Here is a 16,421-nt window from a genome sequence, read left to right as displayed (position 1 = left end):
CCAATTCTGCGTGGCGGGCATTACCGCCACGCAGATAGCTAAACAGACCTCCTCTTTTTCAGCTCCCCGCGACTGTTGATCACATCCGTTCAAGTGGACGGAATCGCGGGGGCTGCTTTTTTTCGCAGCCCCATGCTGACGAACAGTATCCCGCCGACAATCGCCAGAACCCCTATGGTGAGAGAGGTTGTCAGATGTTCACCCATAGTCACCACCGAGACCAGAAGCCCAACAATGGGAACGCCCAGCATTGCTGAAGACATGCTGGTCGTAGAAAGCCACATGCTTGCCGCATTAACGGCGCAGAAACAAAAAGCGGTAGCGAGTGGACCTACGAACAGAAGGACTTCCCAGAAGGAGTGAGATCCGTCGCCAGTGAAAGGCCCCTCCGTGACCTGGGCAAGTACGACCAAAGGTATTGAAGCGATACACATCTGCCATGGTGCAAGCTGATAGGCACTCGATGTCCCTTTGTAGTGACGCAGATGCAAGATGCAAATCGCCCAGCAAAGTGACGCTGCGAGCAGTAACAGGTTGGCCTTGATGACTGTGTGGTTGCTCCAGTCCAGCGTCAGAGGGTTGAAGAGCGTAGCTACACCGAGAATCCCGAGAATGGTGCCTATCAATTGCGCTCGGCTGAGTTTTTCTTTGAAGAACAAAACGGCGGCAGGTGTCACCCACAATGGGGTGGTGTAGGCGAGCACTGCCGAGCGCCCGGCCGGGATATCTGCCATCGCAATAGAGCCCAGGACGGTGAACCCGAGCATTTGCAGCAAGCCCACGCTCAGCAGCAGGGGAATGTCCCGCCGTTTAGGCAGCGAGAGCGTTTTAGTAAACAGCTGTAGAACAAACAGGCACGCGGCTCCCGTCAAAAATCGAGTCGCCGAAAACCAGATCGGTGTGATGTGAGACAGTCCTGCCTTCATTACGGGCCAGTTCGCGCCCCAGATCAGGATCGCAACAAACAACAAGATCAAACCTTTTGCCCGGTTGGACAGCAGACTTTTTTGACCATCTATGACGACGTCACTGGCACAGTGATCGCTCGCGTTCGCCATGGCTGAATCCCCAGAGTGATTGATGAGGATATTTTAAATGACGGCCGTCAGATAATTTCTCTGATGTTGATTGAAAAACAGACCGCAGCAGTATAAAAATTCTTCAAAACGCAGATTCAGGAGAAAGATTCACTCATGGCTAATCGACTGGATAGAACAGACATCAACATTCTGAATCAACTTCAAGATGATGCCCGCATTACCAATGCTGAGTTGGCGCGAGCCGTCAACTTGTCGCCCACGCCATGCTTCAACAGGGTCAAGGCGATGCAGGAAAAGGGGCTGATTCGGCAGCAGGTCACACTACTCGATCCTGAACCGCTGGGGCTTCATCTAAACGTATTCATCCACGTCAGTCTGGAGAAGCAGGTGATCGAGGTGCTGGCACGATTCGAGGCAGCGATCTCGGAGCGGCCAGAGGTTATGGAGTGCTATCTGATGTCGGGTGATGCGGATTACTTGATCAGAGTCTTGGTATCGTCGATTCAGGATCTGGAGCGTTTCATCCTGGAACACCTGAGTAAAATTCCCGGCGTGGCCAATATCCGATCAAGCTTTGCATTGAAGCAGGTGAGGTATAAGACGGCGCTGCCTTTGCCTGCGAACGGCATGACGCTGTTCGAGAAACGCTGACCCTTTCGCAAATTCGGTTTCAGCGGAGCAGTCAGCGGATCAGAGCGGCATTATCGAAGCGTTCAGTTCCGTCCCGAGCGACTCAGACGGAATCGATTGGCTGTCAGAGACGGGCGGCATCTCGTGGGACAACGTCAAAAACTGCTCTCGAAGCCGCCGGTACAGTTGGCGTATTGCCAGAGAAAACTGTTTGCGGTGAGGGCATATGAAATTGAGAGGAAATGCTTCGCCTGGATGGTCAGTGCATAGCAGGACAAGCGCCCCACTTTGGACGTCTGCACAGATATCCAACCATGACTTGTAAATGATCCCCTGGCCGGCCAAAGCGCAACGTCTGATGATATCTGCATCATCACTGACGACAGGCCCAGCGACGTCCACACAGAGTTCTCCGTTCGATCCCGGGAATTTCCAGCGGTCATAGACTTTCCCGTTTAGCTCGTAGAGCAGGCAGGCATGATGCTTGAGCTCGGACGGTGAATTTGGCTGGCCATGTTGCGCAATGTACGAGGGCGCGGCTGCGAGAACTCGACGGTTGTGGGGAACCAGCGGCAAGCAAACAAAGTTGGCATCTTGAAGGGTCCCGTACCGGATAGCGACATCGACCGGTTCCCGATACACATCAGCGACTTTGTCAGAAACCGACAGGCGCAGATTCACGCCTGGATGGTGCTGGCGATAATCCAGCAACCACGGCAGCAGTACGTTTCGTCCCAAGTCGGAAGCACAAGCAATCTGTATCGTACCTTGGAGTTGCTGGTCATCATTACGGATGCCTTCCTGCCCCGCATACAGTGCGTGAAGCGCTTCGCGCGCATACGGGAGGTAGAATTCCCCTTCCGCCGTTAACCTCAAGCTACGGGTTGAACGCGCGAACAGCCTGATATCGAGCTCACGTTCCAGACGTTTAATGGCAGCGCTGATCTGCGCCGGCAGCACATCCAGCTTGCGTGCAACTGCAGAAAAGCTGTCCTGCGAAGCTGCCTTGACGAAAATATCAAGATCGTCGAGTCGAATCATGAAATGCATCTCTTGCCGGTGGGTCTTAGCGCGTTCGAGTTGTAATAGTGGCCCATCGAAATGCTGCTTGGAACCGGAGCGCCGATTAACAGTTTCCGCGAAACCCTGAAAATCCTCAGCGAAATTTCCTCTGGGCGACCACTGGCCGGTGAGGCGCAGATAGGAGTAGCATAACAAACCGATCGGTTCACTAAAATCTTTTCCGCATTACGACCTGACGAGAAATGTCATGGGTAGACCCAGAAAATTCAATCGAGAAACAGTGCTGGAAAAGGCCCTTCCAGTTTTCTGGAAGCATGGTTTTGCCGGTACGTCCCTACACCATCTTGAGCAGGCAACCGGGGTCAACAAGTCTGGCCTGTACTCAGAATTCACCGACAAGGAGGATCTGTTTTTCAACGCCTTGACGTACTACTACCAGCATCGGGGGGCGCCTGAAATTCTGACCGCTGCACCGTTGGGGTGGACCAACATTGAGCGTTTTCTGCGTTTGGGAGCCCCCCAGGAGAATGGCTGCACAGGCTGCTTCTCCGTGAACGCCTTGCGTGAATTCTCGACGCTGTCCGATTCCATCCGTCAATTGCTCATCGACAGTCACCGCCGCCTATTGCCGGAGCTGGCGGCAAATGTCCGTGCGGAACAAACCAAGCTGCCGGCAGAAGTCATTGCCGACATCATCATGGTCTTTTTCTCTGGGGTATGCGTTGAAAGCAGCCTGCACAGTGGGGATGGCCTAGACCCTGTTGACCATTTCATGCAGGCGGTGCGGCTGCTTTAACGCGGCTTCAAAAATAATTTAGAACTGATCGGTTTTTTATCTTGCCGAGATCTTTCGGCTGACCTATATTGAACCGGTCGGTTCTAAACGACTTGGCCACTCGGCCAGGTACCTGGTTCGTGCAAACGCGCCAGTTTCTCCGACACCTCTGCCCAATTTTTAGATGCGCTGAGTACCTAGTGCTTAGCGATGGCGAAGCCTTGCCTCAATTCAGGCAATATCAGGAGAACTACCATGGCGTTGAAAATTCACCCTATCAACCTTGGCAACATGCAGCTCGACTCCAGCGGTCTGGTTCTGTTTCGCAATCCCGGCGAACAAGTGACCATTCCCGTCTTGGGCTTCCTCATCACTGGAGGCGAAGAGCCCATTCTCGTCGACACAGGCTCTCGCAGTGTCGAGCAATACGCAGCCTTCGGCCTGCCCTATGAAGTCACTCCACGGATGACGCTTGAATACCATCTGGCCGAACACGGGCTGCGGATGACAGATATCCGCCACATTCTGCACACCCATGCACACATCGATCACGTCGGCATGACGGATCGCTTCCCCATGGCAACCACCGTTGGCATCTCCCGCCGGGAATTGGAGTTCGCAGCGTCCGGCATCATGGGACCTCTGATGTATACGGCTGCTGATACCAAGCACTTGATCGACCGTCTGCACACCCGCGGTGCCCTCCGGCTTTTTGACGTGGACGGCACCTTCGAAGAGGAAGTGATCCCCGGCGTCGCGGTCAGGTTGGCAGGCGGGCATACCCCTGGATCGCTGTCGATCCTGGTCGAAACAGATGAAGGTATGGCCAACATCTGTGGCGACATCGCCTACAACATTCAGGATCAATTGATCGACCCAATTCTCGATCAGGCTGCACACGAACCAACCATCACGGCCAACCGTGCGATGTCGACGCTCGAGGAAAAGAAAGCCCTGAAGCGCGCTTTGGCGGACAGCAAGTTCCTGCTCCCGAGTCACGACGTACCGGCCCTGATTCGAAACGGCAAGGTAGTAGGGCTGATGCACGATGCAATCTCCAACCCAAGGGCTGATGTCACCAAAGCTGCCAACTACTCCATGCTGGAAGGGATTTGACGGCATGTCGGCTGTAGTTACTGGATCCGCTCGCCCATGGCGAGCGGTTCGATTTGCACTTGGCATGGCTATTTTCGGGATTGGCACATGCCTGTTGATCAACGGCTACCTCACGAGTTGAACTCGCCATGACTGACATTTCGATCTCTGGCCCAACGCCTGCAGCTTCGGAGCGGGAGCAATTGCTTTCTCCGAAGATGCGCTTCTGGCTGCTGGCTTCAATCACGTTATCGTTTCTCGCAGGTTCAAGCGTTCCTACCCCGATCTACCCGATTTATCAAAGCGTGTGGCATTTCTCGGCCGTCGTGATCACCCTGATTTTTAGCGTCTACGCTTTGTCAGTTCTGGCCGCATTGCTGGTGTTTGGCAGAGTCTCGGATTACATCGGCCGGCGCCCAGTCTTACTTGTGACGACCCTCATGCAGATAGCGGCCATGTTCACTCTGGGCACGGCGTCGGGACTGGATGGCCTGATCATTGGCCGCGTGCTGCAGGGGCTTTCAACGGGTGCGGCAGTATCGGCTGTGGGAGCTGGGCTTATCCAGCTGAACGCCCAACGTGGCGCCATTGCGAATGCAATTGCACCTGTGAGCGGGAGTGCGATCGGTGCGTTGCTGGGAAGCGTCATGGTCCAGTTCATCCCGTTTCCTACCCACACTGTTTTTGCCGTCCTAGGCGTGGTACTCGTCGCCCAGTTCATCGGTGTGGTGCTTTTGAAAGACTCGCAACCTTCCAGACCAGGTGCCTTGCGCTCACTAGTTCCACAGTTCAGTGTTCCCTCACAGGTGCGTCCAGCCATGCTGATCGCGTCGGCAGTATTCATTGCAGGCTGGGCCGTTGCTGGTCTCTACGCTTCGCTAGGCCCGTCGCTTATCAAGCATGTCTTCGAGATTCAGTCGCCTGCCATCGGAGGCCTGGCTCTCGCGACTTTCTCTGGAAGTGGAGTTGCCGCAATCCTTATGTTACGTGCTCGATCAGCCCGCATTTTCGCCTGGGCGGGAAGCCTCGGGCTGCTGATCGGAATGCTGTTGGTCCTCGCATCGCTGCAGCTTCACTCCTTCTTCTCGTTCTTTATCGGCATAGGGTTGGCCGGTGCTGGATTCGGCGCAGGCTTCCAGGGGGGGATACGCATGGTTGTAGCTCTGGCAAAGCCACACGAGCTTGCAGGTGTGCTCTCGGTCTCCTTCCTGTGCTGCTACTTGGGGATGGGAGTACCTGCCATCGCCGCAGGCTATGAAGTCGCAAACGGTGCCGACATCGTGATGACTGCTCAACTCTTTGGAGCTGGGGTCATGGCTCTCGCAATCATCGCGATTGTAGGACTTATTCGAACCCGTTCAGCCTCGGAAACAGGGCATTAATTGGTGGCTGATCGGCCCGCCGGAGTATGACTCCCTGCACTCAGGAGCTTCACCAGATCTTCCTGATTTCCCGGAAAGAGTTAACGGACAAGGCCGCTTTTTTTGATTGCGAAACGACGGTGATACTGGCCGAGACTTAACTCTCTAAGAGGTTGTTTATGAAAGCATTTACCATGCCTCTGGTTGCGGCACTCATGCTCGCCAGCGGGGCCTCAGTTGCAGCAAACACAGCGGTAAGTGACGCGCCGAATAAAGGCGAACAGGCGACGATTACACCATTCAGGCATACGCTTCCCGACCTGTATGACTTCCGGGAAATTCCGATCGAGCAGATGGGTAGCGGTATCACCCGTCAAACGATTCACAACGCGCAGAGCACCATGGCCCGATGGGTTTTCGCCAAGGGAGCGGTAGTGCCTCTGCATCATCACGCGAATGAACAAATTACCTGGATTACCTCAGGCTCTGTGGAAGTGTTCTCACAAGGCAAACGCTTTGTGGTCAAAGCGGGTGAGGTCATAGTTTTTCCTCCAAACGTGCCGCACGAATTCCACTCTCTGGAAGAGGGCACCGTGGACATCGACATCTTCACCCCGCAGCGCCAGGACTGGATAGATGGGACCGCGAGCTACATCAAGCCTGCATCCTGACTGTTAGCGCCATAGCAGGATTGACCTAGTCACCGATGCCTCACTGACCCAAGCTCCTCGTTTGGGGAACATTACTAGTGCAGGACTCTGCAAATTGATGTTCGGTCAGAGAAGCATCGATAACCGGGTCAATTCGGCGTCAACGCCAACAGGCCGAAAATCACCGGCATCGAGAAATTGCTATTCTGGCACTTAAGCCGGACATCCTATTCCCCACCTACGTGATCTGGCCGGCGGCTCACGCCAAGATTCGCTTCGCGAAGAATTTGTCGAAACGATGAAGGTGTTCTACAGAAGGGGGCGGGTCAGTATAAGTTGAGCGGTGCCTCATTTTTGCTCGCCGAGAATGGGGTGTTCCGGATCAGGACTCGATTCATCACCGGCTTCCGCAACTCGATTAGCAGCGAAAAACATTCCTCACTGTTGCACCTGAGCCTTACGCACAGGCTTTTTCGGCATCCGATAACGACTGCCGGGGTCGTAAAGGTCTTGCGCCAACCACTGAATGAACTGCTCGACCTCGGTGCGCTGGTAGGACTCTGGCGTGCATGTGGCGTAGTAAGCGTAATAGGGGACTGCCATGACGTTTGGAAACAGAACGCACAGCTTGTCACTGTTGAGGTAGTCCTGAACCAAACTGGGACGGACCAACGCTACCCCGCCCATGTGAGCCGCAGCGTCCGCGAAAAGACCAACGTCCGAGAACGCAAAATGGCTATCCGGCTCAGACCAATCCAGCCCTGCTGCTAAGAACCAGGGACGCCAGGGATCTATCGAGCACCTGAGCAGATGTTGGACACGCAGATCCGACGCCCTTTTGAACGGGCCGCTTTGCGCGGCAAATTCCGGGTTACACACAGCAACCACCTTTTCATCCAGGACCTTCACCACGGTGCGCCCCGGATAGTCTCCATCACCGAAGCGAAAGTCGATGTCGGCCGGTTCAGCCTTCGCCCCGATCAGTGGAACAGACAGTTGTATTTCGATCTGCAAATCGGGGAATCGATCACGAACCCGCCCTAATCTCGGGATCAGGATGCGCGTGGCGAACGTGGGAGGAGAGCTCAAACGCAGCTTGAGCTTTTCCGGTCGACCTCGGGCTGAAAAGTAACTCAAGGCATACAGCGCCCCGCGAACCGTTTCCAGATACGACTGGCCTTCAGGCGTGAGCACCGCCTGGCTGCCAACTTTCGTGAACAGCGTTAGTTGGGTGAAATTTTCCAGTTGGCGAATGCGATGAATGACTGCGCTCGGTGTGATGTTCAACTCCTTGGCGACCAACACTCCGCTTTTGAGCCGAGCCCGCGCTTCAAACGCCAAGAGGCAATGGATGGGGGGAAGACGGGCAGAAATCACGGACATTAGTGTCGCCTCATTCAGTCAAAAGAGCCTGCCGATTCACAGCATCATGACGTCTTGTTCCAGGCAGTTTATACGTTAAGTGATTTTCAATGTTCGTTTTGAAGATTCAATAAAACTGAATCCTGATGTTCACTTCTTTCAATTTACAGCACCGGGATGCGTGGCAATTATGGCGTCGTCGACAACACACGTTTCGCCCCTCAACCCGCTTTCTGTTCACGAAAGGGCTTTGCCATGAACAAGCTCCTCAGCCTAAAAGGCATCAAGAAATCCTTCCCGGTCAAGGGAAGGTCGGTCGACGTTCTCGGTGGCTTGACCTTCGATGTCAACGAACAAGATTTCGTCAGCATCATTGGCCCCAGCGGCTGCGGGAAGACTACCGTCTTCAACATCATTGCAGGCTTGACGGACCCGGATTCGGGAGAAATCAACTTCCGAGGCCAACAGGTCACTGGGCTGCGTGGCAAAGTGGGCTACATGATGCAACGCGACCTGCTCTTTCCATGGCGCACCGTTTTGCAGAACGTGATGCTCGCGCCGGAACTTCAGCAATTGCCGCAGAGAGAGGCCCGCGAGAACGCGATGGAATACCTCAACACCTTCGGGCTGGGAGGTTTCGAAAACGCTTACCCCAAAAATCTGTCCGGCGGTATGCGCCAGCGTGTGGCATTGATCCGCACCCTGATCTCCGACCCCGACGTGCTGTTGCTGGATGAGCCATTCTCGGCACTGGACTACCAGACCCGGCTGTACCTGGAGGGTGTGCTGCTCGACGCTGTCGAAACCTTCAAGAAGACCGTGATTCTAGTCACCCACGACATCGATGAAGCGGTCGCCCTTTCCAAGCGGGTGGTGGTGCTGGCTGGCAAGCCCTCCCATGTCAAACATGTCTACGACATCGATATCGGGGAGAGTTCTCCTATCGGGGCACGTAACCACGCCAATTTCCCAGGCTACTTCCATCAGCTATGCGCAGAGCTGGATATCCAGACCCGCAAGCACTGATTCCACGCTACCGAGGTTTTCACAATGGGTTATGTCATGTCCAACGCACCTGCTCGCGCAAAAAACACTGTCTCCCGCAGCCGCGTTAAAACGCGAAGGCTGCTCGACACCCTCTGGGGACGGTCGGCAATTCAGTTGGTCACCGCTGCCCTCGTTCTCTGGGCTTGGCAATATGGGGTAAATGTTGGGTGGGTTTCCGCCTTCATGGTGGGATCACCCGAAGAAATCTGGAAGGCGCTGGTACGCGGCGCCGCCGATGGGGTGCTCTGGGTCGACAGCGGTTACACCCTGATTGAGGCCATTCTGGGCTTCGCCATAGGTACCGTAGCGGGCTCGTTACTCGGCTTGGCTCTTTGGTATTCGCCGTTCATTGCGCGCCTGACGGAACCGTTCATCATCGCGGTAAACAGCATTCCGAAGATCGCCTTCGGGCCCATCGTCATCCTCTGGTTCGGTACCGGCTTGATCTCCAAAGTCGCGCTGGCTGTGTCGCTGACCTCTATCGTTGCGCTAATCGCAGCCTATCAGGCAGCGAAGAACGCCGACCTGGATTACCAGACGCTGCTGGTGACGTTGGGAGCTGACAAAAAAGCGATCTTCTTCAAGGTCATTGTCCCCTCTTCGCTGCCTGCGATCATCGCGACCTTTCACATCAACATCGGGTTTGGTCTAGTAGGTGCGGTGGTAGGCGAATTCATTTCCTCCGAGCACGGTCTGGGCCACATGATTTTTACCGCTTCGGGCCTGTACGACCTCAATACAGTGTGGGCAGGGCTGTTCATGCTGATGGTCATTGGCTTCAGCCTCTACTTTGTCGTCGATTACGTTGAGCGAAAGCTTCTGCCGTGGAAAGAAAGCACCACCCACAGCAACTTGAACGTTTGATCGTTCGGACTTCTCAACTCACTCAGGTGCTCTCATGAAACTCACCGTCAAGAAAGTCGTGGCGTCGTTAGGCTGTGCCTGCGTTTTGGCTCTGACCATCCCCGCCCAAGCGCAGGAGCCTAAAAAGGTTGTTGTTTCTCAGCTTTTCCAATCTGTGATGTTCTTGCCGCTCTACGTCGCGCAAGACCAGGGGTTCTTTGACAGGCAAGGCCTGGCGGTCACTCGACAGACAGCTGGCTCACCCAACGCGGCGTTATCGGCGGTCATTTCCGGTAGTGCGGAATTCTCGCTGCATGGTCCGGAATGGACCGCCATTGCTGCATCCAAAGGGGCGGACGTGCAGGTGATTGCCGGGATCGTGAATCGCGCCGCGGTATGGATCGCAGCCTCTCCGGATATGAGTTATCAGGAGCCTAGTGATTTTACAGGGCAGACGGTATCGACCGGCATGATGCCCATCGCGAGCACCTCCCTGTTCAACAAGCTGCTCAACGACAGCAAAGTCAATCCAGCCAAGGCGCAAATTACCATCAAACAGGTGCAGGCAGGTTCCGAACTGGGCCCCCTACTTGCCAGGCAAGCCAGTGTTGGCGTGCTTTATCAACCCGCTCTCGAACAGGCGGTTGCCAACGGCTTCAACGTCATCTACAGCTTCCCGCAACACTACGGCCCTTACCTGCTGTCCGGAATTTCCGCACGCAAATCCGTGGACCCCGACACCGCAGAACGGTTCATCGCAGCGCTTGAACTCTCGATGCGCTTCATGCAGTCGCATCCCGCCGACGCAATAGGCATCGCCAAGAAGGAGTTTCCCTCCGTCGATCCGCACGTCATTGAGGCTGCGGTCAGTCGCATGTTGAGCGAGCAGGTCTACTCCACGTCGGTCGCAGTTTCACCCGAAGCACTGCACATCGCGATGGACACCCAAGTCACCCTGGGCAACCTCAAGGCCCAGCCTGCCTACGACCAACTGATCGCCAAATCTCTCATCGATAAGGGCATCGCTCGGGCCAACGCTCAGCAAGCCGACCAATAACGCTGCACTCATCCCATCCGCAAATGGAGACGCCATGAAGACTTATCCTTCATTCAAAGCTGCTGCCTGCCACATCTCGTCGGTATTCTTCGATCAAGACGCCTGCACCGACAAAGCGTGCGACTGGATCGCCGAAGCCGCACGCAACGGCGCGGAGCTGGTTGTTTTCCCAGAGGCGTTCATCTCCGCCTTTCCCGTGTGGGCGAGTGTATGGGCGCCCGTAGATACCCATGAATTTTTCGCAAAATTTGCCGCTTCTGCCGTCACGCTGGACGGTCCCGAAATAACGCGCATCCGCCGCGCCGCGAAACAGCACGGCGTTTTCGTTTCCATCGGCATCAACGAAGCAACCACCAACAGCGTGGGCTGCGTGTGGGACACCAACGTTTTGATCGGTGATGACGGAAGCATCCTCAACCGCCATCGCAAATTGATGCCCACGCATTTCGAAAGGCTGGCTTGGGCCATGGGCGACGGCAGCGGACTGCGGGTAGTCGATACAAGGCTCGGGCGTATCGGCGCATTGATTTGCGGCGAGAACACCAACTCATTGGCGCGATTTGCCTTGATGTCTCAAGGCGAGAATGTCCATATCTCCAGTTTTTCACCGCGCTTTCCTACCCATCCTGCTGGCACCCCGGCCTACGATCTGGAAGCATCGATTCGCCTGCGCGGCGGTGCGCATGCCTTCGAAGGAAAGCTTTTCAATATTGTCTCTTCCAGCTATCTGCAACCGGCGGTGATTGACATGATCGCTCGGGGTAACGCCGAGGTGCACCGGAACATCGATGAGGCGTCTCGCAGCGTCTCGATGATTCTCGGACCTGACGGGGCGCCGATCAGCGACGTCATTCGCGACGAAGAAGGCATCGCCTACGCCACCATCGATATCGAGAAGTGTGTCGTGCCGAAACAGTTCCAGGATGTCGTGGGTTATTACAACCGGTTTGATGTTTTCTCCTTGAACGTTAATCGCACGGCCCATTCCCCGGCGACATTCAGCGATGGCCTGCCGGGTCAGGCGTATGGCGAGCCCCATTGGAAAGGCGTACCTGAGATGGAAACTGCCGGTTGATACCTGTCCTCTAGCCCGAGCCGCTGAAACCCGATTGCCAGGCCCTGCGCAATAGCAGTGCCTGGTCATTGAGACCTAGAGAGCAGAACGTCGGTCCGAGCCGCCTTTCCTGCGATCCACCAGCATTACCTCTCAGGTAATGCTTTTCTTCCGGCCGGCTAACAGGCCAAAGCAACTACGACGTTACCATCTGTTTTTTTCTTCAGGAGGATCACCCATGCGTTCTATCTGGATGGCTGCCGTTATCAGTTGCAGCCTTTGCGGCCCCTCGTGGGCCCAGCAGCCCAGCGATTCTACTGAGCGTAATGCCAGCGTGAAACCTGTACTGGATCTGGGTGAAGCCTTGAGGATCGTGGAGACTGCACAGACCTACGCGCAAGCTCACGGATGGCCGTGTGCAATATCCGTCGTGGATGACGGTGGTTGGACTTTGGCAGATATACGCATGGACGGCGCCCCTGTTGTGGCGGGTGTGGATCTAGCCCACGGAAAAGCACGCACCGCCGCCTTGTTCAAACGTCCCTCAGACGATATGGAGAAAGCAGTCAACAGTGGACGCATGGCCGCCATCACCGCAGGCTTGGTGATGATGAAGGGAGGGCAACCGATCAAACGAGGGGATCAGGTGATAGGCGCTATTGGCATCAGCGCGGACACGCCCGTGCACGATGATGAAATTGCTCTGGCGGCTCTCAGTAACGCACCCCGGTAAAGCAACGGTACTCATTGCGGTCTCGCACACATTTTCATCGCACCCACAGCCTTTGCAATTCTCCCATCCCCGAGATGGCTTCTCATCGTGCACCAGCGGGAACGCTCATGGCTCCATGGCCATCATCTGGATTAATTCAGATTCTGTTCAGGTGTTCTCACAAGACGAACGCTTTGCGGTCAAAGCGGGTGAGGTCATAATTTTTCCTCCAAACTTGCCGCACGAATTCCACCCTCTGTAAGAGGGCATTGTGGACATCGACATCTTCACTCCGCAGCGCCAGGACTGGATAGATGGGACCGCGAGCTACATCAAGCCTGCATCCTGATCTTCCGACTCCTGGCCTTGGAGGAATCAGGGCCAGGAGTGCGCTGCTATCAAACCGCTATGCTGCGGCTCCATCTTGAGATGGTGGAGACAGCAGTAAGTCATCGCATTTGCCAGCCAAGAACGTTCGCAGCTTGTGTATAGCCGGCGTCAGGAAATGTCGGTGAGCGCATACCATCTGCAAAGGGGCAGGCTGGCCGACACCTTGTGGGAACAGCTCCATGAGATTGCCCGCTCTGAGATCCGCTGTGACATCAATCCTCGATTTGTAGAGGATGCCCGCACCTGCCACCCCCCATCGACGGACTACATCAGCGTCATCGCTTATTCGGTCTCCCGTCACTGCAACGGTTTTGATGCCTTCAGGCGTGTGAAATGTCCACCGTTCATAGGTCTGCTCGCTCATGACAAATCTGAGGCAGTTATGCCCAGCCAAATCCTCCAACGTCTCAGGCATTCCGTGCTTGGCAATGTACCCCGGCGATGCGCATACCGTACGTGTATTCAAGGGCGCCAACGGCAACGAAATCAGGGTGGAGTCAGCTAGTTGGCCGTAACGGATGCTGACATCAATCTGATCGGTGAAGAAGTCGGCAACCTGATCGCTGATGCGCAGCTGTAGCTGCACAGCGGGATGCAGAATCTGGAATTCATTTAGCCAAGGGAGCAGGACGTTCCGACCGAGGTCGGAGGGCATCGACAAACGTATCGGCCCCGAGATCTCATCGCGACCTTCATCAAGCGCCATTTCCCCTGTCGTCATGGCATTCAATGCCGCTTCGGCGTGTGGAAGGTAACGCTCACCATCATCAGAAACGCGTAGACGTCTCGTTGATCGAACAAACAAGCGAACACCAAGGCCACTCTCCAAACGCTGTATCGCTGCGCTGGCAAAGGCAGGTGACGTGTCCAGCAGCCGAGCTGCAGCTGAGAAGCTGCCAAGCTTGACGGTGGTAACAAACACTTGGAGATCATCCAGACGGACTATTTTCTTCATAACAATGAAATTGATTCATTTGAATGGGTGATTTTCAGCGTATCGCATGCAGATGATCATTGCCTCGTCTTTTTTAGAGGAGTGGTGCGCAGTGAACGTTTTAAGAAAAAAGTGGCTGTATCCCTTTGCACTAACAGTATTTTCCGGTTTGGTAACTGCCAGCGAGAACCCACTGGAAGTTGTCGCCGAGACTCACGAAGCGATATGGAACGCGGTGGCTGTTGATGACGCAGACAACGTTTATGTATCGGGTCCGAAATGGACGGGGATGAAAGGCCCATCAGTATCGAAACTGGATGCCAACAGACGCCCTCAGCCATTCCCAGATGCACGCTGGAACAGCGGTGATAGCGCTGTTCCAGTCTCCGAACGATTCATCAACGTCAATGCGATGCATCGGGACTCTCATGGTCAATTGTGGATTGTCGATGCGGGGGTGTCCGACTTTGGCGGTCACGTCATTCCTGGAGCTGCCAAACTGGTGGTTGTAGATCTTCGATCCGGTAAAACCAGCAAGGTCATCTCGCTCAATTCAGACGTGGTGAAGGATGGAAGCTACATCGATGACATTCGATTCAGTGGCGACTTCGCGTACCTGACCGATGCTGGCGTACCGGGAATCCTAGTTCTGGATCTGAAAACCGGCAGCATGCGCCGAGTGCTGGATTCCAGCCCCGCCGTCAAAGCGCCTGCAGACAGAGATATCGTGCTGAGCGGCAAAGTTGTCAGGGCCCCAAGTGGTGAGGCGTTGCGAGTGCATTCGGACCCACTTGAGACCAGTCCTGATGGTAAGTGGCTGTACTTCGCGGCGCTGGAAGGACCTTGGTACAAAATCGAGACTCGCTGGCTAAACGACCCAGCAATTTCGGCTGATGCTCTGGCAGAAAAAGTGGAGTTTTGGCGTGACCTGCCTCCAGTCGGTGGAACGGCCCTGGACAAGGAAGGTAACTTTTACTTCAGCGATCTCGCGACCGACACGGTGAAGCGTATTCGTACAACCGGGCAGACAGATACCGTGGTTACAGACGCCAATCTGCATTGGGTCGACGCCCCTACATTCGACCAAGCAGGCCGCATGTACCTACCCGCCGCGCAGGTAGACCGGGTATCACTCTTCAACGGAGGAGAATCGCGTGTTGAGTGGCCACTGCGTGTTTATCGGCTGAAACCTTAATTCCGGATTCTTGATCCGAGCCACCGCGCTGATGACGCCGCAAATCGCATCAGCGGTGGCGCACCTCCAAAACATCAGGAAGAGCATCTCTCGCCCTGTTGCGCAGCCTTGTAGTCGATACCTACACCTTATACCAAGGTGTAAATCGGGTATGCGATTTGACGATGGTTGAAAGCAGCTTGGAGACGGATCATTGCTCCAATCCCATTGATGGCCCATTCGACGATCTGCCCTAGAGCAGCATCACCGACCCAGTGAGAGTAACCATGAACATTCAACCAACGTCCCGAGTCATGCTGGTCCATGCCCACAAAAACCTGTCATCCACCTGTGGTGAATTGATGTGGTACTCAGTCGTTCGCGCGAAAAGCGAGGACGGATGTTTGGATTGCCAATTGCAGTGGGATGCCAGTGGAGAAGGCCGTTGGATCGTTCGCGCTACTTGGGCCAGTGAGGACTCGATGAAGGACAGCTTCGAGCAAATTTTCCAACCCACAATCAACAAGCTCATCGCTCGTGAAGTGTTGCTCTCAATAAAGGTTTTTCCCGATGAGCAAGCCGCCAACTTGGCTGAGGGGAAAAGCTCTCCTATCTCTTCCGGATATAGCTACTCCGCCAACTGGAGATGAAGTCTCAGATCATCTGCGGAGGCTTATGAAGCGCTGGGAGACTGGCATTAGTCGCTCGCTGTCTCGAAGCTTTGACCCCAAACCACCAGGTCTTAACATGATCAAAACCCGCGAATGGATCACGCTGTTGATGGTTGTGGCAGCGACCTACGCTTCGACATCTACACTAGCTGGAGCGTCAGAGGCGCTATCAGTGCCTCCGTTTAGCCCGCAAAACGGTATGTCCCTGTGCATTCGGTAGGCCGTTCAGCGGAGAACCTTGCACCGTGGAAAATCGCAAGGGCAAAAGCATTGCTCCTTGGCCTGATGGCTGAGCGCAGCTCAGTCCAGAAGGTCGCGAAAGAATGCGCCGTATCCAGAAGTCATTTCTCTCGCGCATTCAAGAACGCGACTGGACTTCCACCACACGTATGGCTGCGCCGAGAAAAAATCTTGAAAGCTGAGTCGTTGCTGAAACAGCGAAGCATCTCGATTTGTGAGGTCGCTTACGCATGCGGATTTGGTGATCAGTCTTACTTTACGCGAGTGTTTCGGGCCTCTCATGGAGTGAGTCCAAAGCAATGGCAGATGCGAAACTGCGTTTTAGCAATCTCGTAGAGCAACCTTAAGCGACCGGCTGCTATC

General features: G+C 55.0%; 17 protein-coding genes. 13 read left to right on the top strand and 4 right to left on the bottom strand.

Translation table 11 applies throughout. The annotated features are described in order from the left end of the window. Positions 1-89: 89 nt before the first annotated feature. Positions 90-1,058, bottom strand: a complete 969-nt coding sequence (locus tag AC1MEK_RS27490) for a DMT family transporter (RefSeq protein ID WP_480399401.1) — start codon at positions 1,056-1,058, stop codon at positions 90-92. Positions 1,059-1,193: 135 nt separating this feature from the next. On the opposite strand from AC1MEK_RS27490, the gene AC1MEK_RS27485 reads away from it, so the two are divergent. Further along, positions 1,194-1,691, top strand: coding sequence for an Lrp/AsnC family transcriptional regulator (locus tag AC1MEK_RS27485; protein WP_480399400.1), 498 nt, complete (start codon positions 1,194-1,196; stop codon positions 1,689-1,691). Positions 1,692-1,730: 39 nt separating this feature from the next. Here AC1MEK_RS27485 and AC1MEK_RS27480 read toward each other — a convergent pair whose 3' ends face one another. Next, the gene (locus tag AC1MEK_RS27480) at positions 1,731-2,711 is read right to left on the bottom strand and encodes a LysR family transcriptional regulator (RefSeq protein ID WP_480399399.1); all 981 of its coding nucleotides are present in this window, start codon (positions 2,709-2,711) and stop codon (positions 1,731-1,733) included. A gap of 229 nt (positions 2,712-2,940) precedes the next feature. Between AC1MEK_RS27480 and AC1MEK_RS27475 the strand changes: the two genes are divergently transcribed. The 4 genes from AC1MEK_RS27475 (at position 2,941) to AC1MEK_RS27460 (ending at position 6,595) form a co-directional block, all read left to right on the top strand. After that, on the top strand, positions 2,941-3,489 hold the full coding sequence (locus AC1MEK_RS27475; RefSeq protein ID WP_480399398.1) for a TetR/AcrR family transcriptional regulator: 549 nt from the start codon (positions 2,941-2,943) through the stop codon (positions 3,487-3,489). A 234-nt stretch (positions 3,490-3,723) separates the two neighbouring features. Continuing rightward, positions 3,724-4,584, top strand: coding sequence for an N-acyl homoserine lactonase family protein (locus AC1MEK_RS27470; protein ID WP_480399397.1), 861 nt, complete (start codon positions 3,724-3,726; stop codon positions 4,582-4,584). Between the two features lie 128 nt (positions 4,585-4,712). Then, entirely contained in the window at positions 4,713-5,945 is a 1,233-nt protein-coding gene (locus AC1MEK_RS27465) for an MFS transporter (RefSeq protein WP_480399396.1), read from the top strand. 158 nt (positions 5,946-6,103) lie between these two features. Beyond that, positions 6,104-6,595 (top strand): cupin domain-containing protein, encoded by a 492-nt coding sequence (locus AC1MEK_RS27460; protein WP_480399395.1) that lies wholly within the window; start codon positions 6,104-6,106, stop codon positions 6,593-6,595. 417 nt (positions 6,596-7,012) lie between these two features. On the opposite strand, the gene AC1MEK_RS27455 is transcribed toward AC1MEK_RS27460, so the two are convergent. Then, the gene (locus AC1MEK_RS27455; RefSeq protein ID WP_480399394.1) at positions 7,013-7,957 is read right to left on the bottom strand and encodes a LysR substrate-binding domain-containing protein; all 945 of its coding nucleotides are present in this window, start codon (positions 7,955-7,957) and stop codon (positions 7,013-7,015) included. A 234-nt stretch (positions 7,958-8,191) separates the two neighbouring features. On the opposite strand from AC1MEK_RS27455, the gene AC1MEK_RS27450 reads away from it, so the two are divergent. The 5 genes from AC1MEK_RS27450 to AC1MEK_RS27430 all read left to right on the top strand — a co-directional run bounded on the left by AC1MEK_RS27450 (position 8,192) and on the right by AC1MEK_RS27430 (position 12,670). Next, a complete protein-coding gene (locus AC1MEK_RS27450) occupies positions 8,192-8,962 on the top strand; it encodes an ABC transporter ATP-binding protein (RefSeq protein ID WP_480399393.1) in 771 nt (256 codons plus the stop codon). A 36-nt stretch (positions 8,963-8,998) separates the two neighbouring features. Next, positions 8,999-9,847 carry an ABC transporter permease gene (locus tag AC1MEK_RS27445; RefSeq protein ID WP_480399392.1) on the top strand — a complete coding sequence of 283 codons (849 nt, stop codon included), beginning with the start codon at positions 8,999-9,001 and terminating at the stop codon, positions 9,845-9,847. A gap of 34 nt (positions 9,848-9,881) precedes the next feature. Then, positions 9,882-10,883 (top strand): ABC transporter substrate-binding protein, encoded by a 1,002-nt coding sequence (locus AC1MEK_RS27440; protein ID WP_480399391.1) that lies wholly within the window; start codon positions 9,882-9,884, stop codon positions 10,881-10,883. Positions 10,884-10,917: 34 nt separating this feature from the next. After that, the gene (locus AC1MEK_RS27435) at positions 10,918-11,958 is read left to right on the top strand and encodes a carbon-nitrogen hydrolase family protein (RefSeq protein WP_480399390.1); all 1,041 of its coding nucleotides are present in this window, start codon (positions 10,918-10,920) and stop codon (positions 11,956-11,958) included. A 217-nt stretch (positions 11,959-12,175) separates the two neighbouring features. Continuing rightward, positions 12,176-12,670 carry a GlcG/HbpS family heme-binding protein gene (locus AC1MEK_RS27430; RefSeq protein ID WP_480399389.1) on the top strand — a complete coding sequence of 165 codons (495 nt, stop codon included), beginning with the start codon at positions 12,176-12,178 and terminating at the stop codon, positions 12,668-12,670. Positions 12,671-13,055: 385 nt separating this feature from the next. On the opposite strand, the gene AC1MEK_RS27425 is transcribed toward AC1MEK_RS27430, so the two are convergent. Beyond that, positions 13,056-13,985 carry a LysR family transcriptional regulator gene (locus tag AC1MEK_RS27425; RefSeq protein WP_480399490.1) on the bottom strand — a complete coding sequence of 310 codons (930 nt, stop codon included), beginning with the start codon at positions 13,983-13,985 and terminating at the stop codon, positions 13,056-13,058. 55 nt (positions 13,986-14,040) lie between these two features. On the opposite strand from AC1MEK_RS27425, the gene AC1MEK_RS27420 reads away from it, so the two are divergent. From AC1MEK_RS27420 to AC1MEK_RS27410, 3 genes are all read left to right on the top strand, one after another. Continuing rightward, on the top strand, positions 14,041-15,168 hold the full coding sequence (locus tag AC1MEK_RS27420; protein WP_480399388.1) for an L-dopachrome tautomerase-related protein: 1,128 nt from the start codon (positions 14,041-14,043) through the stop codon (positions 15,166-15,168). A 266-nt stretch (positions 15,169-15,434) separates the two neighbouring features. Continuing rightward, entirely contained in the window at positions 15,435-15,797 is a 363-nt protein-coding gene (locus AC1MEK_RS27415; protein ID WP_480399387.1) for a hypothetical protein, read from the top strand. Positions 15,798-16,103: 306 nt separating this feature from the next. Continuing rightward, entirely contained in the window at positions 16,104-16,394 is a 291-nt protein-coding gene (locus tag AC1MEK_RS27410) for a helix-turn-helix domain-containing protein (RefSeq protein ID WP_480399489.1), read from the top strand. Positions 16,395-16,421 lie beyond the last annotated feature (27 nt).

It is taken from the genome of Pseudomonas sp. 2 (assembly GCF_056627435.1).
This window is presented reverse-complemented; position numbering and strand designations above follow the sequence as displayed.